The 20,975-nt window shown below is 40.7% G+C and carries 27 protein-coding genes; 19 read left to right on the forward strand and 8 right to left on the reverse strand.

The genetic code is table 11. The features are described from left to right. The first annotated feature begins 15 nt into the window (after nt 1–15). From rplD to rpsQ, 9 genes are read left to right on the forward strand one after another with little or no spacing between them, the layout of a single operon-like run. Nucleotides 16–621 (forward strand): 50S ribosomal protein L4, encoded by a 606-nt coding sequence (gene rplD, locus QZ562_RS02670; protein WP_293756577.1) that lies wholly within the window; start codon nt 16–18, stop codon nt 619–621. Beyond that, on the forward strand, nt 618–920 hold the full coding sequence (gene rplW, locus QZ562_RS02675; RefSeq protein ID WP_293756580.1) for a 50S ribosomal protein L23: 303 nt from the start codon (nt 618–620) through the stop codon (nt 918–920). The genes rplD and rplW overlap by 4 nt, the downstream gene beginning before the upstream one ends. Nucleotides 921–934: 14 nt before the next feature. Next, complete coding sequence (gene rplB, locus QZ562_RS02680; RefSeq protein WP_293756583.1) at nt 935–1,759, forward strand: 50S ribosomal protein L2; 825 nt, start codon at nt 935–937, stop codon at nt 1,757–1,759. 15 nt (nt 1,760–1,774) lie between these two features. Next, entirely contained in the window at nt 1,775–2,050 is a 276-nt protein-coding gene (rpsS, locus tag QZ562_RS02685; RefSeq protein WP_014107406.1) for a 30S ribosomal protein S19, read from the forward strand. Between the two features lie 10 nt (nt 2,051–2,060). After that, the gene (gene rplV, locus QZ562_RS02690) at nt 2,061–2,393 is read left to right on the forward strand and encodes a 50S ribosomal protein L22 (protein WP_293756590.1); all 333 of its coding nucleotides are present in this window, start codon (nt 2,061–2,063) and stop codon (nt 2,391–2,393) included. A 9-nt stretch (nt 2,394–2,402) separates the two neighbouring features. Then, a complete protein-coding gene (rpsC, locus tag QZ562_RS02695) occupies nt 2,403–3,104 on the forward strand; it encodes a 30S ribosomal protein S3 (RefSeq protein ID WP_007638049.1) in 702 nt (233 codons plus the stop codon). A gap of 2 nt (nt 3,105–3,106) precedes the next feature. After that, nucleotides 3,107–3,517, forward strand: a complete 411-nt coding sequence (gene rplP / locus QZ562_RS02700) for a 50S ribosomal protein L16 (RefSeq protein WP_293756595.1) — start codon at nt 3,107–3,109, stop codon at nt 3,515–3,517. After that, nucleotides 3,517–3,720 carry a 50S ribosomal protein L29 gene (rpmC, locus tag QZ562_RS02705; RefSeq protein WP_007622494.1) on the forward strand — a complete coding sequence of 68 codons (204 nt, stop codon included), beginning with the start codon at nt 3,517–3,519 and terminating at the stop codon, nt 3,718–3,720. The genes rplP and rpmC overlap by 1 nt, the downstream gene beginning before the upstream one ends. A gap of 1 nt (nt 3,721) precedes the next feature. Next, on the forward strand, nt 3,722–3,973 hold the full coding sequence (rpsQ, locus tag QZ562_RS02710; RefSeq protein WP_293756598.1) for a 30S ribosomal protein S17: 252 nt from the start codon (nt 3,722–3,724) through the stop codon (nt 3,971–3,973). A 70-nt stretch (nt 3,974–4,043) separates the two neighbouring features. Here rpsQ and QZ562_RS02715 read toward each other — a convergent pair whose 3' ends face one another. After that, nucleotides 4,044–4,664: a TIGR02466 family protein gene (locus QZ562_RS02715; protein ID WP_293756600.1), complete on the reverse strand. Its 621-nt coding sequence runs from the start codon at nt 4,662–4,664 to the stop codon at nt 4,044–4,046. Nucleotides 4,665–4,848: 184 nt separating this feature from the next. Between QZ562_RS02715 and QZ562_RS02720 the strand changes: the two genes are divergently transcribed. The 6 genes from QZ562_RS02720 (at nt 4,849) to QZ562_RS02745 (ending at nt 10,763) form a co-directional block, all read left to right on the forward strand. Beyond that, nucleotides 4,849–5,379 carry a sigma-70 family RNA polymerase sigma factor gene (locus QZ562_RS02720; protein ID WP_293756603.1) on the forward strand — a complete coding sequence of 177 codons (531 nt, stop codon included), beginning with the start codon at nt 4,849–4,851 and terminating at the stop codon, nt 5,377–5,379. Beyond that, nucleotides 5,376–6,074 carry an anti-sigma factor gene (locus QZ562_RS02725; RefSeq protein ID WP_293756605.1) on the forward strand — a complete coding sequence of 233 codons (699 nt, stop codon included), beginning with the start codon at nt 5,376–5,378 and terminating at the stop codon, nt 6,072–6,074. The genes QZ562_RS02720 and QZ562_RS02725 overlap by 4 nt, the downstream gene beginning before the upstream one ends. Before the next feature lie 205 nt (nt 6,075–6,279). Next, the gene (locus QZ562_RS02730; protein ID WP_293756607.1) at nt 6,280–7,872 is read left to right on the forward strand and encodes a DUF4331 domain-containing protein; all 1,593 of its coding nucleotides are present in this window, start codon (nt 6,280–6,282) and stop codon (nt 7,870–7,872) included. Nucleotides 7,873–7,882: 10 nt separating this feature from the next. Then, on the forward strand, nt 7,883–8,404 hold the full coding sequence (locus QZ562_RS02735; RefSeq protein WP_293756610.1) for an Ig-like domain-containing protein: 522 nt from the start codon (nt 7,883–7,885) through the stop codon (nt 8,402–8,404). A gap of 69 nt (nt 8,405–8,473) precedes the next feature. Then, complete coding sequence (locus QZ562_RS02740) at nt 8,474–9,634, forward strand: hypothetical protein (RefSeq protein ID WP_293756613.1); 1,161 nt, start codon at nt 8,474–8,476, stop codon at nt 9,632–9,634. 1 nt (nt 9,635) lies between these two features. Further along, nucleotides 9,636–10,763 (forward strand): HupE/UreJ family protein, encoded by a 1,128-nt coding sequence (locus QZ562_RS02745; RefSeq protein ID WP_293756615.1) that lies wholly within the window; start codon nt 9,636–9,638, stop codon nt 10,761–10,763. 262 nt (nt 10,764–11,025) lie between these two features. Here QZ562_RS02745 and QZ562_RS02750 read toward each other — a convergent pair whose 3' ends face one another. The 4 genes from QZ562_RS02750 to argR form a co-directional block, all read right to left on the reverse strand. Further along, nucleotides 11,026–11,412 carry a hypothetical protein gene (locus QZ562_RS02750; protein WP_293756617.1) on the reverse strand — a complete coding sequence of 129 codons (387 nt, stop codon included), beginning with the start codon at nt 11,410–11,412 and terminating at the stop codon, nt 11,026–11,028. Continuing rightward, nucleotides 11,409–13,019, reverse strand: a complete 1,611-nt coding sequence (locus QZ562_RS02755) for a S41 family peptidase (protein ID WP_293756620.1) — start codon at nt 13,017–13,019, stop codon at nt 11,409–11,411. Before QZ562_RS02755 ends, QZ562_RS02750 begins: the two co-directional genes overlap by 4 nt. A gap of 135 nt (nt 13,020–13,154) precedes the next feature. Beyond that, nucleotides 13,155–13,727, reverse strand: coding sequence for a paraquat-inducible protein A (locus QZ562_RS02760; RefSeq protein ID WP_293756623.1), 573 nt, complete (start codon nt 13,725–13,727; stop codon nt 13,155–13,157). A gap of 2 nt (nt 13,728–13,729) precedes the next feature. Beyond that, a complete protein-coding gene (gene argR / locus QZ562_RS02765) occupies nt 13,730–14,194 on the reverse strand; it encodes a transcriptional regulator ArgR (protein ID WP_293756625.1) in 465 nt (154 codons plus the stop codon). Nucleotides 14,195–14,415: 221 nt separating this feature from the next. Between argR and mdh the strand changes: the two genes are divergently transcribed. After that, nucleotides 14,416–15,351, forward strand: a complete 936-nt coding sequence (mdh, locus tag QZ562_RS02770) for a malate dehydrogenase (protein WP_293756627.1) — start codon at nt 14,416–14,418, stop codon at nt 15,349–15,351. Between the two features lie 81 nt (nt 15,352–15,432). Here mdh and QZ562_RS02775 read toward each other — a convergent pair whose 3' ends face one another. Together QZ562_RS02775 and QZ562_RS02780 are read right to left on the reverse strand one after the other, a co-directional pair. Further along, entirely contained in the window at nt 15,433–16,050 is a 618-nt protein-coding gene (locus tag QZ562_RS02775) for a DUF2726 domain-containing protein (protein ID WP_293756629.1), read from the reverse strand. 143 nt (nt 16,051–16,193) lie between these two features. Continuing rightward, the gene (locus QZ562_RS02780; protein WP_293756631.1) at nt 16,194–16,571 is read right to left on the reverse strand and encodes a hypothetical protein; all 378 of its coding nucleotides are present in this window, start codon (nt 16,569–16,571) and stop codon (nt 16,194–16,196) included. Between the two features lie 143 nt (nt 16,572–16,714). Between QZ562_RS02780 and QZ562_RS21215 the strand changes: the two genes are divergently transcribed. Together QZ562_RS21215 and QZ562_RS02790 are read left to right on the forward strand one after the other, a co-directional pair. Continuing rightward, nucleotides 16,715–16,798, forward strand: a complete 84-nt coding sequence (locus tag QZ562_RS21215; RefSeq protein ID WP_363315314.1) for a hypothetical protein — start codon at nt 16,715–16,717, stop codon at nt 16,796–16,798. 607 nt (nt 16,799–17,405) lie between these two features. Beyond that, nucleotides 17,406–18,062: a DsbA family oxidoreductase gene (locus tag QZ562_RS02790; protein ID WP_293756633.1), complete on the forward strand. Its 657-nt coding sequence runs from the start codon at nt 17,406–17,408 to the stop codon at nt 18,060–18,062. Nucleotides 18,063–18,215: 153 nt separating this feature from the next. Here the strand turns inward: QZ562_RS02790 and QZ562_RS02795 are convergent, their stop codons facing one another. Continuing rightward, on the reverse strand, nt 18,216–20,378 hold the full coding sequence (locus QZ562_RS02795) for a M3 family metallopeptidase (RefSeq protein WP_293756635.1): 2,163 nt from the start codon (nt 20,376–20,378) through the stop codon (nt 18,216–18,218). A 220-nt stretch (nt 20,379–20,598) separates the two neighbouring features. On the opposite strand from QZ562_RS02795, the gene QZ562_RS02800 reads away from it, so the two are divergent. After that, on the forward strand, nt 20,599–20,841 hold the full coding sequence (locus tag QZ562_RS02800) for a hypothetical protein (RefSeq protein ID WP_293756638.1): 243 nt from the start codon (nt 20,599–20,601) through the stop codon (nt 20,839–20,841). Nucleotides 20,842–20,975 lie beyond the last annotated feature (134 nt).

Genomic DNA, 20,975 nt, shown 5'->3' on the forward strand with positions numbered 1-20,975 from the left:
CTGGGGAGTTAAGTGATGGAATTAGTATTGAAAGACGCGAATAGCGCTCTTGAAGTATCCGAAGCAACCTTTGGACGTGATTTTAACGAAGCACTAGTACATCAAGTAGTAGTTGCATTCGGTGCAGGAGCTCGTCAGGGTTCCAAGGCACAAAAAACACGCTCTGAAGTTCGCGGTGGTGGTGCCAAGCCTTGGCGTCAAAAAGGAACAGGTCGTGCCCGTGCCGGTACAATCCGTAGTCCTATATGGCGTTCTGGTGGTGTAACTTTTGCAGCTAAGCCACAGGATCACAGCCAAAAGGTTAACAAGAAGATGTACCGCGGTGCTATTCAAAGCATCCTTTCTGAGTTGGTACGTCAAGACCGTCTAATCGTGGTTGAAAAATTTACAGTTGAAACACCTAAAACTAAAGAATTAATTTCTAAGTTGAAAGAGTTTGAATTGAAAGATGTACTCATTGTGACATCTGAAGTTGATGAGAACTTGTTTTTGTCTGCACGTAACTTATATAAAGTTGATGTGCGTGATGTTCAGGGTATTGACCCGGTAAGTCTTATTGCATTCGAAAAAGTATTGATGACTGTAGATGCAGTTAAACAATTAGAGGAGTCGCTAGCATGATAAGTGAAGAGCGTCTACTTAAGGTGCTTTTGGCACCACATGTTTCTGAAAAAGCAACGCTAGCTGCTGAGACAAACAACACTGTTGTTTTGAAAGTAGTCAAAGATGCGAACAAAGAAGAAATCAAAGCTGCAGTTGAAAAATTGTTTGAAGTTGAAGTTGATTCTGTTCGTACCCTAAACGTTAAGGGTAAAACCAAACGTAGCGGTTCATCTTTTGGTAAGCGTAAAGACTGGAAAAAAGCCTACGTTGTGCTTAAAGAAGGTCAAAACATCGACTTTGCTGGCAGCGAAGGCTAAGAAGAGGATTAGATATGCCATTATTGAAAGCTAAGCCGACTTCAGCTGGTCGTCGTCACGTAGTTCAGGTCATTAACCCTGACTTACACAAAGGCGCACCTTATGCACCTTTGCTTGAAAAGAACAGCAAATCTGGTGGTCGTAACAACAATGGACGCATTACTGTGCGTCATATTGGTGGCGGTCACAAGCATCATTACCGTGTTATCGATTTTAAACGTAACAAAGATGGCATACCAGCCAAAATTGAGCGTTTAGAATATGATCCGAACCGTTCTGCTAACATCTGTTTAGTGTTGTATGCGGATGGTGAGCGTCGTTATATTTTAGCTCCTAAAGGCGCTAAAGCAGGCGATGCAATCCAGTCAGGTTCTGATGCGTCGATTAAAGCAGGTAATACTTTGCCAATGCGAAACATTCCAGTAGGTACTACGGTACACGCTATTGAAATGAAGCCTGGTAAAGGTGCTCAAATTGCTCGTTCCGCAGGTACCTACGCACAGATACTAGCGCGTGCTGAGGGTTATGTAACTCTTCGTCTACGTTCTGGTGAAGTTCGCAGAGTACTAGCTGATTGTCGTGCCACTATTGGCGAAATCGGCAATGCAGAACACATGCTACGTTCACTTGGTAAAGCCGGTGCGAACAGATGGCGCGGTATCCGCCCAACTGTGCGTGGTGTAGCCATGAACCCTGTTGATCACCCACACGGTGGTGGTGAAGGTCGTACCTCTGGTGGCCGTCACCCTGTTTCACCTTGGGGTGTTCCAACTAAGGGTAAGAAAACACGTAGTAACAAGCGTACTGATAAGTTAATCGTACGTCGTCGTAATAAATAACAGCGAGGATTCACCATGCCACGTTCTCTCAAGAAGGGTCCATTCATTGACCTACACTTGCTGAAGAAGGTCGAGGCTGCAGTGGAGAAAGGCGAGAAAAAACCAATAAAGACTTGGTCTCGCCGCTCTATGATCATCCCAGATATGATTGGGTTGACCATTGCGGTCCATAACGGTCGTCAACACGTCCCTGTATTTGTCAGTGACGAAATGGTCGGCCATAAATTGGGCGAATTTGCGCCAACGCGTACTTACCGTGGCCATGTCGCGGATAAGAAAGCCAAGAGATAGGAATTAGATTATGGAAGCTTTTGCTAAACATCGTCATGCTCGTACCTCTGCTCAGAAGGCTCGCTTGGTAGCAGATCAGATTCGTGGTTTACACGTTGAAAAGGCTCTTGAGGTGCTGTCTTACAGCCCTAAAAAAGGTGCCGGTCTAGTCAAGAAAGTACTAGAGTCAGCGATTGCGAACGCCGAACATAACGAAGGTGCAGATATTGATGAACTATTAGTATCTCAAATCTTTGTTGACGAAGGTCCAACTATGAAGCGTATTAAGCCAAGAGCCAAAGGCCGTGCTGATCGTATATTAAAGCGTAGCAGTCACATCACTGTTGTTGTGTCTGATAACTAGGAGAAAGTAATGGGACAGAAGGTACATCCTACAGGTATACGCCTGGGTATCAGCAAACCATGGACATCTACCTGGTACGCTAATACTGCAGATTATGCAGATAACCTGTTTAATGATCATCAGGTACGTCAGTATCTGACTAAGGCACTTAAAACTGCTTCACTTTCAAAAATCGTTATTGAACGTCCAGCGAAAAGTATTCGTGTGACTATTCACACTGCTCGACCTGGCGTTGTTATCGGTAAGAAAGGCGAAGACGTTGAGAAGCTACGTAAGCATGTATCTAAGCTAGCCGGTGTGCCAGCTCAGATAAACATTGCTGAAGTACGCAAGCCAGAATTAGACGGACAACTTGTTGCGGATAGTATTGCTAGTCAATTAGAACGTCGGGTTATGTTTCGTCGTGCTATGAAACGTGCAGTGCAAAATGCAATGCGAATTGGTGCTAAAGGTATCAAAGTTCAAGTAAGCGGCCGTTTAGGCGGTGCTGAAATTGCACGTGCTGAGTGGTATCGTGAAGGTCGTGTTCCATTACACACTTTCCGTGCTGACATTGACTATGCAACGTCAGAAGCTGCTACAACTTACGGTATCATTGGCGTAAAAGTATGGATCTTCAAGGGTGAAGTATTAGGTGGCATGCCACTTACTCACGAGCAGCCAGCTGCCGCACCTAAGAAGAAAGGCCGTGCTCCTAAGCGTGAGGGCTAATTATGTTACAACCTAAACGTATGAAGTTTCGTAAAATGCATAAAGGTCGCAACCGTGGTTATGCTACGGGTGACAGTGTAAGTTTCGGAACTTACGGACTCAAATCCGTAGGTCGTGGTCGAATGACTGCGCGCCAAATCGAAGCAGCTCGTCGTGCTATGACACGTGCCGTTAAACGTCAAGGTAAAATTTGGATACGAGTTTTCCCTGACAAGCCAATTACTGAGAAGCCTTTAGAAGTGCGTCAAGGTAAAGGTAAAGGTAACGTTGAATACTGGGTATGCCAAATTCAACCGGGTCGCGTGCTCTACGAAATGGAAGGTGTTCCAGAATCAGTAGCACGTGAAGCGTTTGCATTGGCCGCATCTAAGTTGCCATTTAAAACAACTTTCGTAACTCGGACGGTGATGTAATGAAAGCCACAGAACTGAAAGAAAAAAGCGTAGAAGAATTGAACGCAGAGCTACTTAGTTTGCTTCGTGAGCAGTTTAACTTGCGTATGCAAGCGAGCACAGGTCAGCTTGAAAAAACTGACGGTCTTCGTAAAGTGCGTCGCACTATCGCGCGTGTTAAGACCATTCTGACTGAAAAGTCTGCAGCCCCAGTAGGAGCGTAAGATGACTGAACAAACTAGTCGTACAGTACAAGGTCGTGTGGTCAGCAACAAAATGGAGAAATCCATCACTGTTGTAGTAGAACGTAAAGTGAAGCACCCAATCTATGGGAAATTCATCAAACGTACTACTAAGCTACACGCACATGACGAAACTAACCAATGTAACGAAGGAGACGTAGTGATAATTCGCGAATGTCGTCCTTTGTCTAAATCCAAAAACTGGATGTTAGTAGACGTTGTTACTAAAGCTTAATAGTTTTAGTAAACAAAATTGAAAAGGCGCTTATCGTGAGATAAGCGCCTTTTTTTATTAACTAAAAATATTATAAAGTAAGCTGAGATACGTCCCTTAAATCACCTAACTTACCTTTGACAAAACAGTTAAATGCAATTGAGTATCGAGGTTTGTCTGATAAATTAGGTTCGACTTGATGAGTTAAGTCTGAGGGAAATAACAGAATATCATGAGTTTTTGGAGTCACTGTATTAATCGGAGTATTATAAATATTCTGGTTTTCTCTAGACGGATTAATCACTAGTTGGCGATATGTTGTGAATTTATCAAACACCATTCTAGAAACTGGCGAAGGTAATTCCGCATAATATAGTGAACCTGAAACGATTGAGTTGGAATGCGAGTGATTGTGCATACCAATATTCGGTTGATTTATCAGCGACCATGATTGAGTGACATACAGTTTTTGTGCGATCCCCATTACTTTTTTAGCGTACAAATCAAGTGCCTCTTGTACTGCTTTTTTAATACTTGTAAGTTGGGGGTGCTCAAAAATGGAGAGGTTTTCTGAAATAAGGTTTTGCTGATTGGGGATCATCTTAAAATTTTTAATTAAATCAATCTGCCCTTTAGAAATTGCATCACCCAAATTAGCTCGAAAGTAAGGCGTTGCAAACAAAGGTTCTACATCAAAATTTTCAATTGTCATATTATTGACCTCGTTATTATTATTATATTTAAAACAATGTAAGCAAATAATAACGAGTCCACAGAGAAATTCAATATTTGAATGAGTATCTATCTATGGTGTTGCCTTAACTTGCATCCAACTTCTAAAGTAAGCCGTTTAACTGTTAGGATTGTTCGTAATAATATAAGTTTTAGGTAATATGATGGATAACAGTGAAAACTTACACTTACTTGGTAAAATCGCAACGGGTGATCGGCAAGCATTTGAGCAACTTTATACTGCTACCAGTTCACAGCTCTATGCCGTAAGCCTAAAGATATTAGGTAGAAAAGATCGCGCTGAAGATACTTTGCAAGAGGCATTCATCCGAATTTGGCATAATGCGGGTGAGTATACCCCGGGCCGGGGAACTGTGTTGACCTGGATGATCAGTATTGTTCGCTATCGTGCCTTTGATCTTATTCGTTATCACAAAGTACGTGGTGAAGAAGAGTTAGAAGGTGAAGAGTTTTCTGCTGCAGATGAGTTACAGGATTTATCACCTGAACAAAAAAAAGAATTAGATTTTTGTCTTAAAGAGCTTGAAACACACCAACAGCAAGCCATTCATTTAGCATTTTTTCGTGGCTTAACTCATCAAGAAGTCACACACCATACTGAAACTCCATTAGGCACCACTAAAAGCCTAATTAGACGAGGTATGCAATCACTTAAAAGGTGTCTAGGATTATGAATTATCTTAATCAAGAACTGCAACATGCGTTAGCTGCTGAATATGTGCTCGGCACATTAAGAGGACAGGCAAGGATACGTTTTCAAAAATTACAGCTGCGCTACCCTGAAATAAAGCAGGTTACCCATCAATGGGAAAATCACATCAATAGTTTAGGCGAGCAGTTAAAGCCAGTATCACCAGATCCTATTGTCTGGGAAAAAGTGGTTGCAAGATTGGATGGAGTATCTCCAAAAACTGCGGCTTCCAATGTTGTTAAGTTACAAAAAAAAGCTAATTGGTGGCGTTCGACAACTCTATTTGCTGCTGCTGCCTCGATTTTGTTGGCTGTATTAATGTTAAACCCACAAGCTCCAATCGTGTTTTCGCCTGATCGTCTCACTGTTGTGCAAAATGCTGAGAATAAGCCCTTATGGTTAATCGAGGTGTTTACCCAAACTATCGATATCAAGGCGACTGAACTCGTTGAGGCTAAAACCTTAAACGACTATCAATTATGGATGGTTCCGAGTAATGGAAATGCCCCTATCTCTTTAGGGTTATTACCACAAACAGGACATGCATCATTGGCTAAGGTTAGCCAATTTGATTCTTTAGATATTGCTGCGTTGGCAGTCAGCATCGAACCATTGGGTGGATCACCAACTGGTGCACCTTCTGAGGTCTTATTTGTGTCAGAGCTGGTTATGTTGTGATCAGGTTCGATATTTAAACAATCATGTGGTTCAAGCCCTTCAACTTAATAGCTGAAGGGCTTTTATTTTTGTTATTTACTTCTCTCAAAACTGTCTAAATGAACTTGATTTAATCTTTATTAATAAAAATACAATTTATCTGCATCCAATATAACAACTGGGTCGTTAGTTCCTCTGACAGTGTTTAATAACAATAGGAACAACAATGAAACGTACCACTAAAACATTTGCATTAAGTCTAATTAGTTCAGTAATTATCGCCCAATCTGCTATGGCATCTAGCCACAGAGAAGCGCCTAACCTTACTCGTTTACCTACACTAGATTCTACTGATTTTTATGCCTTCAATAGTTACGAAGAAGGACGCGGTGAATATCTCACAATGATTGCTAACTATATTCCTCTGCAAGACGCTTATGGCGGTCCTAATTATTTTGCTATGGATCCTGCTGCTGTATACAGCATTCATATCGATAGTGATGGCGATGCGGTAGAAGATATGACCTTTCAATTTAGATTTGAGTCGATGCTGCCAAACAATAACGAAGGGGTGGCACTTATGATTGGGCCTGCGGATAATCAACGCAGTGTTAAAGTACCATTAAAGAATATTGGCGGTATTACCGCCGCTAACCAAGCAAATGCTAATTTTAGCGAAAGCTATAGCTTAAGCTTAGTCACTGGCCCGCAATCTTCTGGTAGCAGTGCACAATTAACCAATAGCACATCTGGCACCACTTCTTTCGGTAAGCCTCTTGATTATATTGGTAATAAAACCTTTACCAACGGCGCTACTTACGCTGAATACTCGGATAGTTTTATTTATGATTTTGCTATTCCCGGATGTGACAGCATGGGTAAGGTATTTGTAGGCCAGCGTAAAGACGCCTTTGTTGTTAATTTAGGTAAAACCTTTGACTTAGTCAATTACGTGCCGGTTGAAGGCGATAGTGCCCCTGGTGCAGGTGATGGTAATGGTTTCCCTGGTGGCATCACGCAGGACAGTAGCAACGACGATTTAGCTGATAAAAACGTCACGTCTATTGCCGTTGAAATACCTAAAGTTTGTGCTACCGGTGAAGGTAATGGGTCGATTGGCGCGTGGACAACGGCAAGTTTGCCGCAGGCACGTATCCTCAACCCTAACGCCAGCTTTGCTAATACCGAAGTCAATGGTGGTGCCCTTACGCAGGTTTCACGTCTAGGTAATCCACTAGTAAACGAGTTAGTGATTGGTTTAGCCGATAAAGATACGTTTTCTAGCGCACACCCTAAAGATGATACACAATTTGCTGATTACGTGACTCATCCATCACTTCCAGAGTTATTAAATATTCTGTTTAGAGATGCGGTTAACACAACGTTAGGTGCCGATATCGAAACATTAGCTCCTACTAACTTCCCAAGAGTGGATTTAGTGACTGCATTTTTAACTGGATTTGAAGGTGTGAATCAATTAGCAACCGTTACACCATCTGAAATGCTGCGCTTAAATACGGCTATTGCTGCTACTGCTGCTGCAGAGCAATCACCTTTTGGTGTAGCTGGTGATGATTTAGCAGGGTTTCCTAATGGTCGTCGTCCCGGCGATGATGTAGTTGATATTGCACTACGTGTGGTAATGGGGCGTTTATGTTACCCCATCCCAGTAGCAGGCACTGACACTGATTTAGGATTATGTACACCTGAAGATGCAAGTGTAGGTAATGTTCCCTTTACTGACGGTGCTCCTTCTGATTCGACAATGATGATGAGCCGTTTCCCATATCTTGCTTTGCCTCTTGCTGGCTCTGAATAAGGAGAAGACTATGCACTTCACTAAAATAAATACTTATCTGGCTTTATCTATTGGTGCGATGTTAATGGGCTGTGGAGATAGTTATGATGACGATGCTGCTGCTGCCGTTAATACTGCTCCTGTAGCGGTATCAATTGACCTTATCACTCAAGCTGATGTAGCTATAGTTGATATGCTCTCGGGTACGGATGCAGATGGAGACTCGCTTAGTTTCGCTGTAGCAGAAGCGCCTACAAGAGGGACTTTAACTATAGATACTGATGGTTCATTTACTTATCAGCCAAATGCAACCGTCACTGGTACCGATAGTTTTAGTTTTACAGTGTCGGACGTTTCTAGCCAATACGCTTCAGCGTCTGATACGGCAACGGTTAATATCACGATCGAAAAACAGATAGTGAGCTTTTCAAGTTATAGTCGAGCAGCCTTTGCACAAAATGAGACCGATACTCCTTTGCCAACAAACGGCAGGGACTTTACTCAGGATGTGATTAACCCCAATGCCTATGATGATTTATTGATTGCTCAGTAATCAATGGTTGGTTTAGGCTCAGGAAGAGAGCAAAAAACCTGTTACACAGATTTTTTGTTTAGGCCATGGATGGCGTTTTTAATCAGTGAGGGTGACATGCCACATATTTATATTCAAAATTTTATCCAACTTCGCAATCGCATCATCCTTAATTTATTAGTTCCTATTTTAGCTATATTGTTTAGTCTAAACAGTATGGCAGAGGTTTATCAACCAACAGCTAATCAAGTTGTGGCGAGCTGGGATTCCAGCCAATCATTGAATAATACACGAGTCAGTTTACGAAATATCGAATGGCATTTGCAGCAGTCGCAATACGCGGGGTCGTCTAACCTGCATTTGCGCCAGGCCAGCATGATGTTAGACAACTTGGAAGAAACCCAAGCAGATAAACCAGAATACTGGTATTACAAAGCCCGTGTCTTAGAGTATCAACATCAATTTATCGCAGCATTACAAGCCTTAGACAATGCGCTAGAACTGGATGAAACCTTTATTTCTGCATGGTTGATGAAATCAAATGTATTATTACTAATGGGGGAAAATAACAGTGCTAAACAAACCTGTTTGCGTTTAATTGGAATGGCGAATGTTGATATTGCTCTAGCGTGCTCTCTACAGACTGCAAACGGTGTGGAACAGGTCAAAACGGCTTATGCAAAATTACAACCTATAGTAAAACGACTGCATCATGACACTGACAATATTGCAGCTAGTAACATATGGTTAGTGCAATTGGCTGCTGATATGGCCACTCAATTAAACTTAACTGAACAGTCTGCTGTTTGGATGAGTGCTTATCCCCTAGAAAAAACACCTATTAGCTACATGAGTCAATGGGCAGATACGCAACTCGACTTGGGTCAATATGAAAATGTGTTGGATAGATTGGGTGAGATAGTGCAACAAGTTGGGTATCAAGATGATGCGTTGCTAATGCGCTTGGCTATGGCTGAAGTCCAATCTAATCGAGATTTGAATCCTAATGGTACTCAAAAGAAGTGGCAATCATCTGCTAAAAACCGGGTCACTTTAAGGCTGCAACGCAATGATACTTACCATGCTGCCGACTTATCGAGGTTTTATATTTATATTGAACCCAACCCAGAACAAGCGTTGTTTTGGGCGCAAGAAAATTTGACTCAAAGTCTATCCCATGAAGATTATGCGTTGCATAAAAAGGCACAAGCAATGATGCTTAAACAGCAAATGAAGGTTAAGGAGAGTTAATGTGTTAATCCGTTTATGTTGGTTGCTATTGCTGGCTAGTTTCACATGTTCAATACAAGCCCACCAAATGAGCACTGGCTACTTAAATCTAGATTTGTCTACGTATCAACAAAAAGGTATTCAAGGTCAATTGCAATTACGTTGGTTTGACGTAGATAGCCAGGTTAAGCTTGATAATAACCTCGATGGTCAGTTGCAATGGCAAGAAGTGGTCAGCCAAAAAGACCAAATATTGCAGTTTGTTGAAGCCAATTTATCTTTTCAAGCTAATCAACAGCGCTGTGTCTTAACGATGCCAGACGGTTTGCGAGCGGATACTCATTTTGACGAAGGTTACTTGTCTGTTGCTTTGATTGCTGATTGTAAAAGCCAGAACATTGATGACTTAGTGATTAAATACACTGGCGTGTTTCCTCAAGACCCAGAGCATAAACTTATCGTTAATCTGACTGGCATTGGGTCGGATAAAACAGGTATTGCCAGTCAAGTTATATCAGCGGATCAGCAACAAGTGAACATCGATTTGCAAAGTAGTGATTGGTTTAGCGTGTTAAGCAGTTATGTCTATCAAGGCGCTGTGCATATTTTTATCGGTACTGATCACATTTTGTTTTTGGTTGTATTGGTGCTTACCAGTGTGTTGATCTATCAAAATGGAAAATGGATACCCAAGCTAAATAATAGCCAAGTGATCAAAGATACCGCATGGGTTATTACTGCTTTTACGCTTGCTCACTCTATTACCTTAAGTGCTACAGCAATTGGCTGGATTGTTCCTTCTAGTCGTTGGGTTGAATTTGGTATTGCGTTATCAATTGTACTCACCGCACTCAATAATTTGTGGCCATTAGTGACGCGACTTAGTTTGATAACCTTTGGATTTGGTTTGTTACACGGCATGGGTTTTGCCAGCGTGTTGGGCGAGCTGGGCTTAAGTGAACAGCATACTCTTTTATCTATTTTGGCGTTTAATATCGGTGTTGAAGCAGGGCAATTAATGATTTTACTAGCACTGTTACCGGTATTGTTTTTCTGTCGTAGTAAGCAGTGGTATCCCAAATACGGGCTCAAATTGGGTTCGATAATCATTGGCATCATTGCCATCAACTGGTCGATACAACGTTTTTAAAAACGGCCATTAGCACTTTTACTCGTTATATGTGCAGTCTTTGTGGGCAGAAAATTATGCTCACACAGGCATAACGGTCAAAACATAACCTTCACCTGAAAACGTCTGTCGAAACGATTCAATTACAACACCAAGCATAATTTTATAATTTTCGAACTGGATTCTGTTTCAGGTAATGATAACGTTACTGGTGACTTTCTGATGTTATAGTCACTTTGAAACGAGTTGATTTGAGATACTGCTTGTTAGTCACTTTCGTTGTTTAATTTTGTGTGGCGGAGCAATTGATACTGTGAACTAATTTGATATCTCCAGTTTGGTCATGCCGGATATAGCATTGACCATCTTCAGTGAGTAAAGAAACGCTATCAGCCTCACGAATTTCACGCCCATCTAGCAGCTCGCCACGACTGTTTTTGACAAGACGACGCTCTATTACAACCTTGCTTTGTTGTGTAAATACGCTATTAGCCAGTTTTATTGGTTGGCTATTAAACAAGTCGCCTATGGCATGTTCTAAAACTATGCGATTATCTTCTGTAGGCTGAACGAGCAACGCCGGAATGGGCTCTAAAGGTTGTGTTGCTGAGCAGTTGCTCAACAGCAAAGGAGCCAGGGTCAATATGGTTTTGGGTATGTACTTGTTCACAATTCTGTTGGCTCGGTAATAGGGGTGAATATCTTAATTGAGTCAAGAATAGTATTTGGGGTCTTGATAGGAATACCCGATCTATGTAAAGAATCGTTATTTACGCTTTTATTTACAGGTTTATTTTGAATTGTACAAACACCTGTTTCAGCATATCCGATAGCCGCTGCTAAAAGTGCCTCATTTTCGTTCCCCAATACTTGAGTAAAATCATCAGTAACTGTGCAACCCGGAAGCTGGTCGTTGAATTCCGGGCTAGTGACAGGCAAAAATCCTTCTGAGTACTCTCCAAATCCCTTTGCATTTACGCCTTGAAACTGAATAGTGAAGTAGGTAGTACTACAATTATCTGTGGGGTAAAAACCGTAAGGCTTACCGCATGTGGTACTCCCAATTAACACCACTTCAACATCAATACCTCGTAGGCCATTAATAACCGCTTCGCTAGCCGAACAGGTATTTTCTGTAGCCAATATAAAAACGCGGGTCAGATTAACAGTTGGCAAAGGGCTATCATTGATAAATTGACTCGTAGTCCAATCAATTTCTCTGGTGTAGAAAGGGGTTGGGCGTAATGTGTTACCTGTCACTGGGTCTACGTTAGGGTATTTATCGTTGAATTGAAGTGTTTCAAAGGTTTGATTATTAGTTTGCGCACTGCCCGCTACCATATAGGCAACTTGCGAAGCCATCGCTAACAAACCACCGCCGTTATAACGTAGGTCAATAACCAGTTCAGTGACAGCTTGGTCAACAAACTGCTGAAACCCATCAATTAACCCCTGCTGCCCTGAGCGGATAAATGAATTGAATTGCATATAGCCCATCCGGCCAACACCTGTGTCTATCACTTTTATGTTTTGCACAGGTTGTAATTCGACGTTTTTTGAAGTTAAGTTGACAGCTAACACCTCGTTTGCAGCTTCATCGGTAAACACAAAGTTAAAGGTCTGCCCCGCATCAGATGGAAACAACGCAGCATTAATTTGGTCAACGTTAGCCTGAGAAGTGGCATTAATAAAATCAATACCATCAATGGTCTTCAATTCGTAACCTCTGCTAACAGAAGCGGTGGCTGCTGGTGAATTCGGTTCGGTATACTGCACAATTAAACGTCTTGGTGAACTTGAACTAATGAATTCCCAACTGATGCCATATCCAGAGGTGACACCGCTTTGTGTGCGTTGATTGTAGTCTTCGGTTGATTGGGAAAAATGGAAGTTATCTTTGAACGTTCCTGATGCTGTGCGCTCATCGGTTTTTAGCTGGCTAAAATAAGCAGCAACAGTAAAAGGAAAAGGATTGTTATCATCCACTTCGCTGTACCAAAGGTAAGTATCGTTAGTCCAAGAGCGTAGCCACATCTTTTCATGCATGCTGCTGCCTTGAGCATCAGAGAACGTATCGCCATTACTATCTGGGACTATTCTTGGGACGGCACAGAGATCTTTGTAAATTGAATCATCTGAAAATTGCCCCGCTAACCAGCTTGGTTCGCTAATTTTAGGTACATTGGGCACTATTGGAGGCAGCGAACTACCGCCACCGCAGGCATTAAGAAGAAGGGTGATAACAGTAATAAGAACTAACAATAGTTTTTGATTCATGATTATATTTCTTTTTATCGACGTGACTAGCTACAAGTTAGCTGTTATTTAAGATCATTTACAAAGTTGATCATGCCCCTAATAAATAACTAGACAGGTCAATACGATTAATTGTTTCACACGGCGAATAGTGGTTTAAGTCATGGGTTGATGTTTAATCACAGAACCCGACAATTGAGTACCAATCAAAGACAGTAAACAGTATGCAGTGAAGTAGTAAAAACCTTCCCCAGCAGCAGATAATGTTTGAGTACTGATATCTAAAGCAATCTTAAAACCAAATACGCTGAATTGTTCTGAAGTACTCGTTTCGGCATGGTTGGTAGACATAATAGCTAAGAAGATCGCAATAACAAACACGTCTGCCATTGACCATTTGCCTATGGCCCCCACAAAGTTGATGAGTCTCTTTTCAATTTGCAGCGATTTAGTAAAGTAGGCAAAACAAAGCAGTATGGTTTTTAAAAGTGGAATACACACTGAAAAGACAAATATCAGCGCGGCGACCAATAACCGCTGGTCTTCCCATAATTCGCTAATTGTCGCCATAATAGATAATTCTTTATCTATTAACGACGAAGAAAGAGCTGAACCACTAAGGTTGGCAGTCATTTCCATATTGAAGGAAAACATGGTCAGCAATATACCAGGAAAAAATAGTCCTAATGCGATGATATTAAAAGCAAATCCTAGATGTTTTTTATACATTTTCAAACGTTTTCAAATAATGCTTCGACTCGCTTGCGAGTGTCTTCGATAGTGCTGACGTCGGCGGGAGCAATAAATATCGTGTCATCGCCTGCAATAGTGCCCAACACCCCATCTTTTTTGCCTAAGGAGTCTAACAAACGAGCAATCAACTGAGCTGCGCCTGGGCTAGTACGAATAATTACCATCACATTATTATGCACGATATCCAGAACAAGCTGTTTTAGAGGGCTCTTTGCTGTAGGCATACCCAATTCAGGGGGCAAACAATACACCATGTCACCACGAGCATTACGAGTACGAACTGCCCCAAATTTACTTAACATGCGAGATACTTTGGATTGGCTAATGTTATCAAACTGTTGTTTTTTTAGCGCTTCGACTATATCGCCTTGGGATCCAAAACTTTCCGTTTTAAGGATATCTTTAAATGCTTTAATCAGTGCGTCTTGTTTAGTGGTGGCCATAAGCAACTAGTTAGTGGAATTTATTAATGTATTTTGCCGTATTGCTTGGATTTAAGCAATTTGCCAGCATAAACAATGAGGTTAAAATACGATAAAGCACAGCTGGCTATTAAATCGAGGTAGACCCTAGTATAATAACGTGTTTTTTAAAATCATATATATTTACAACCCATGTTAGCTTTGGTTATTGCAAAGCAGAAAGCTTTTCACAGGAGAGAATCATGAAAATAGCCGTATTAGGTGCAGCCGGTGGTATCGGTCAAGCGTTATCATTATTATTAAAAGTTCAATTGCCAGCAGGCTCTGAACTATCTTTGTATGATGTTGCCCCAGTAGTTCCGGGTGTTGCGGTCGATTTAAGCCACATCCCTACTGGTGTGAAAGTACAGGGTTACGGAAAAGATAATTTAGCTGATGCCTTAACCGGTTGTGACATCGTATTAATCCCAGCGGGCGTTCCTCGTAAGCCAGGTATGGATCGTTCTGACTTGTTTAACATCAACGCTGGAATTGTTAAAAATCTGGTTGATGCTATTGCTGATAATTGTCCAGAAGCTTGTACTTGTATCATCACAAACCCAGTTAATACGACTGTTGCTATAGCAGCAGAAGCGTTGAAAGCTAAAGGTGTATACAACAAAAACAAATTGTTTGGTGTCACTACACTTGATGTAATCCGTTCAGAAACTTTTGTAGGTAATCTGAAAGGGTTGAACCCGGCTAATTTGCACGTTCCAGTTATTGGTGGGCACTCAGGCACTACTATTTTACCTCTTCTGTCACAAGTTAAAGGTGTAGAATTCACTGCCGAAGAAGTGGCAAGTTTGACTACCCGTATCCAAAATGCAGGTACCGAAGTGGTCACAGCAAAGGCTGGTGGCGGATCAGCAACGTTATCTATGGGACAAGCAGCGGCAAGATTCTGCTTATCTTTGGTTGATGCAATGCGTGGTGAAAATGTAGTGGAATATACCTATGTTGAAACAAATAGTGATGACGCCGCATTTTTTGCTCACCCAGTTCGTTTAGGTAAAAACGGCATAGAAGAAATATTATCTTATGGTGAGTTAAGTGAATTCGAAGAGAACGCTAAAAAGGCTATGTTAGATGGCTTACGTGCTGACATCGCGATGGGTGTTGAATTCGTTAAAGGTTAGTTTTTTATATCGCTAACAATAAAGTATTGACAAAAGGCCCCCTAGAATAATATCTAAGGGGCCTTTTTTGTATCTGGGTTGTTACGCTGCAGTAGGGCGACTGATTACCGTTTTATTGGTTTGAATAGGTCGCGTAGGTTTAGCTTGCCTAGCAAATTCATTTGCTAACTTACCGCCACTTGAAGGCGTTGGTGCGTCTAATCGTCTTAACTTTACTTTTGGAAGCTTTGCCTGAATACATTCTCTGATATCTTGTACTTTATAGCCAGAGCGCACCTTGATTCTAACGTGAGGTATACGCGCAGCATCGAGAGCGCCGCTTACATAAAAATCTCGCTGGCTTTTATAACCGTCTTTGCCAGTGTTACGTACTAAATCTATAGCGATAACTGGTGACATATCTTCTTTAGAGCAAAGTACAAAATCCAGATGTTTGCTACCTGCCCGAGTGGCGGCGTTTTTACTGATTCTTTTATCTGTATTTTGATGAATGGTCAATATATCACTCATTTTTACTCTGCATAAGATACGAAATTCATTACCTACCGCTTCTTCGATGAGACCTAAAAACGTTCGTTCAACAGGTGTAAACAAGTTGCCTTTCTTTTTAAAAGGAAATGCTAGACTTGGTTCATAAAGTTTCATTGCGCCTACAGCTACGATGATCAATAACATCATCAATACAATTGCTAGTTCCACGGTATCTCCAAAAGCCAACGTCAGAAAATTGACTTAGTGTTAGTCATCTTCTTTGTAAGCAAAGAAAGTGCCAACGGATATGAAAATAAGTTTTTTAGCTTTTGTAGTTCAGGAATATTTTAAATTAAGGTTTATTTTTAACGTTATTCTTCAGATTTTATAAGAATATCTATTTGACTACCTTGGCCATCTTTGGATATAACCACAACTTTTTGACCATTGGAATATTGCAATACAATTCGGCCATGAAGCATTTTTTCATCTTCTGCCTGGCCTAATTGTTCAACATAAAATTCTTTTGTAGTTTGCTGATTACTGCTGGCAAAATAAGACATACTGGCAGGCAATTCTTCAGCAAATAGTTGGCAGAATTTAGCGTTGGGGTACAGTGGTAAGGTATAAAAATTTTCTGGACAGCTTTGCACATTGACATGATTTTCAATTTTTAGGTCTTGCGCCTGTATCCACGCACTAGACAATATTGCAAGTAACAAAGGCCCTATGACAATGAATTTTAACAAACTCGTCTCCTTATTCTAGATTTTTGTTTACTATAGAAGTTCATCTCCTCAGCAGCAAGCCAATTCAAAGCGCAAAAGGTATTGTAGGCCATTTGTGAGTATAGATGTTAAAACCCTGAGCAGATTATGTAAGGATTATACTATTGTGTGGCGGTGTACCGATAGGCATTCAAATACCCGGCGTGGCTGACCAGTATGCTAAACAAATTGATGCCTATTTAACCTAGGCAGTGTATGCTTTTATAGGTTTCCAGAAAATCACTGACCGTTATTTTGAGGGCAATATTCAAAACTTGCTCAACTACTATAATGGTAGTGACGAAGCTGTTTTCGAAGACGACGCACCTAGTTTTTTTATTTCGAACCGCGTGTCTCATCTTAAAGCGAAGTGGCAGCACTAAATAAATGTGCATTGATGAGGACATTCCACGTGCTATTTTTTCCCCGACAATAAGGTTTTCCAACAAACATTAAAACAGTACAGTTATATGATATTCATCAACCTTCAGTATGGAGCTTAATCAGTAGCTTTTTAATGGCTATCTTTTTTGATTGGTTATTTACGTTACTGGATACTTGAGCAGTCAAAAAAATCAAAATACGTTAAATGTTTGATTTTTTTTTGGCAGTATTAAATATAAGTCTCGAAATAATAGTTACTGTTTTTCTGATGATTTATTAGCAAACTATTGAGAATGATATCGCTGGTTTTCGCTAATCCACAGAGCACTAAAGTTTTCTGAAGTTGAGCACATAAACTTCTATAATTCAAAGATTAGAGATGAAAATTCAAATGGGTTGTCCTTGGTAGAGCTTATTCAAAAACGGAGAATTATGAACACTCAACTAAAAATAGACATTGTATCCGATGTATCTTGCCCTTGGTGCATTATAGGCTATCAAGCATTGAAGCATGCCTTGTCTAATTTAGCTCCAGATATCCAAGCCTATATCACTTGGCAACCATTTGAGCTCAATCCTCAGATGCCAAAAGAAGGACAGGAAATTACTGAGCATATTACTCAAAAATACGGCATTACTGTGGAACAAAGTGAACAAAACCGTGCGGCAATAAGAGAGCGCGGCTTGTCTGTTGGGTATCAATTTGGCAATCGTGGCGGCGGTCGTATTTATAACACTTTTGATGCTCACCGTTTGTTGCACTGGGCACATCAGTTAGGCAAACAAACAGATTTAAAGTTGGCGCTGTTTGATTTGTACTTCCAGCAAAGTGGTAATCCTAGTGATCATCGACAATTATTATCTGTCGTTAAGAGTATTGGGTTAGACGTGGTTGAAGCTAAACAAATATTGGATTCAGATAAGTACATGACTGATGTGAGGAAACAGCAAAAATTTTATCAATCGGCTGGGGTGAGTTCGGTGCCTGCTGTCATAGTGAATGATAAACACTTGATCAGTGGTGGTCAGCCTTCTGAAACATTTGAACAGGCGTTAAAGCAAATTGCTGCCGAGCAGATATCTACTTAGTCTGAAATTTAATGAGGGCGAAGGGCCTTCAAACCCATTATTAAAAAATTGATGCATGGACGTCCGTCTGTAAAAACTCCTTGCCTTGTTACGGACTCCCTTGCGGTAAAGGGAGCCCATACATCATTTTATGATTGCATAATATGTGTATTGTTACTTGGTAATTGGAAAACCTCTATCTCGCATCAATGCTTCCACTTTAGCGTCACGTCCACGAAATAAACGATAGGCTTCTGCTGGATCCATAGCATTACGAATAGAAAACAAGTGATCTACCAGTTTTTTACTCACGTCTTTATCATAGAACCCCCCCGGCGCTTCAGCAAATGCTTCTGCTGCGTCAGATGTAAGTACTTCTGCCCACATATAACCATAATAGCCAGACGAATACCCTTCACTTGAAAATACATGACCGAATTGAGTACTGCGATGACGCATAACCACTTCTTTTGGCATACCTATAGCGGTCAGCTGCTCTTTTTCAAAAGTCTGTGGTTCGATTAAAGCTGGATCAGTTGTGTGGTACAACAAGTCCATAATAGCTGAAGCCATGTATTCAGTTGTTTTAAAACCTTCATTGAAAGTCGCTGCTTTTTTGATTTTGGCCACTAGATCAGCAGGTATAGGTTCACCTGTTTTGTAATGCACTAAGTAGTTATTAATCACTTCGTCTGTTGTTAACCAACGTTCTAACAATTGTGATTGAAACTCAGTATAATCGCGGACGCCAGAGTGTGAGCTTGGATAAGCAACAGTGGCAGATAAAAAGTGTAAGGCATGACCAAATTCATGGAAGTAGGTCTCTGCATCGTCCCAAGATATGAGTGTTGGCTGTCCTTCTGAGCCTTTAACAAAGTTAGAATTATTAGAAGAAAGTACCGTTTTTTTACCATCAAATGTAGTATGACTTCGATAGGTCGTGGCCCAAGCACCTGAGCGTTTTCCCTTGCGACCAAAGGGGTCTAGGTACCACAAGCCAATATGTTCACCAGTGGTTTTGTCTTTGACCTCCCATACTTTAACGTCCTCATGAAATACTGACACCGAACCTTCTGGCACAGGCATAAAATCAAAGTTAAATAACCGGCCCGCAACATAAAACATTGCTTCTCGTAATTTATCCAATTGTAAATATTGTTTCACTTCGTCCGAGTCTAAAGAATATTTATCTTTGCGTACTTTCTCGGCGTAATAACGGTAGTCCCATGGCGCTATTTTAAATGTAGCGCCCTCAGCGTCCGCTATTGCCTGCATATCTGTCACTTCTTCATCCACACGAGCAATGGCTGCTGGCCAAACTTTTTTCATTAAATCCATGGCGTTTTCTGGATTTTTTGCCATCCGGTCTTCTAAGCGCCACTGTGAGTAATTATCGTAACCTAGCAATGCAACACGTTCATCACGTAATTTAAGGATGTTTTTGATGAGCTGGTTATTATCAAATTCATCACCGTTGTTCGCTCGGTTGTAGTAGGTTGTCCATACCTTTTCTCTTAGTTTTCGTTCGTCAGAGTAGGTTAAAAACGGATCCATTGATGAGCGAGAGTTAGTAATGGCATATTGGCTTTCTTTTCCAAGACTCTCTGCAGCGTTTGCAGCAGCTGAAATCAAGGACTCCGATAAACCCGATAATTGGTCGTCATTGAGAAACAACGCATAGTTTTCTTCGTCAGCTAGTATATTGTTGGCAAATTGAGTTTGTAAACCAGCTACTTCTTGGTTAATCGCTGCGTATCGCGCTTTAGATTCGCCTAATAGCGTTGCGCCGTTGCTTGCAAAACTATTATAAGTGAGCCATGTGATTCGTTGCTCTTCGGTGGTCAAGGTCTTCAATTCTTCACTTTGGTAGACTGTTTTTATTTTAGCAAATAGTTTTTCGTTACCTGTGATGCTCGAATTAAATGCAGAAATTTTCGGTACCATTTCTTTTTGGATTTCTCGAAACTCAGGACTGTTTTTATTTGAACTCCAAATGCCCCAATAACGAAATACTCTGCTTAAATCACTACCAGACTTTTCTAACGCTACAATCGTATTTTGAAAATTTGGTGGTTCTGAATTATTGGCTATGGCATCAATCTCAGCCAAGTTGATAGCCATACCTTTGTCTAATGCGGGTTTAAGATCTGCTAAATTCATTTTATCAAAAGCAGGGACACCACCATAAGGACCAGCATATTCTGCTAATAATGGATTTTGTTGTTCCGCTTTTGCCATGAGTATGGGGGATGTTGTTTGGGTTTTAGTGGGTTCGCTACATGCACTTAATGCAACTATCACCGCACTAAATAATAGCGCTGCTAGTTTAGTTTTCATAATTTCCTATCAGGTGATTTTTATGATTTTAATTAATTCGCTGTAATTGATCATACAAATAAATATTGTAATGTTCTGGCATCAAAGTACAAGAGAGTCTGCGCTTATATCTTCAATATTAGTTTGTTAGATTGGTATGCATTTCTATACCAAGTTAGTACTGCATTAACGGTAATTAGATATAGAATAATTAAAGTACAAAATGTTTAGCTCAATTTGAATGTCTGAATTGAGATTAGTTATCGTCGCTGCACTTTCGCTGTTATCGCGCCATCGTCATGCCAGTTCAGATGCGCTCGCAATAGCTTTGAACTGGTTGCAAATTTGGGCTTCTCAAAACGTAGAATTTAAAATGCTGAAGTCAGGTGTAAAGTTTAGTGGTTGCAAGCAAAAAGAGTATTTGGCCGCTTTGAATCAGCTTCCAACTGAAAATATTATTTTAGAAATAGGTTTGGGCTATTAAAAGAGCTTTCTTTTATACCAAGATATCAACTTAGTCATAATATTAACATTGGCTTTGGAGTGATCACCCAATCACAAATTGCATTTAAAACAAGCCAAGGTATTGAGTATAATTTACCAAAGAACAATTTACTA

Source organism: uncultured Paraglaciecola sp., from assembly GCF_913058035.1.
Taxonomy (GTDB): domain Bacteria; phylum Pseudomonadota; class Gammaproteobacteria; order Enterobacterales; family Alteromonadaceae; genus Paraglaciecola.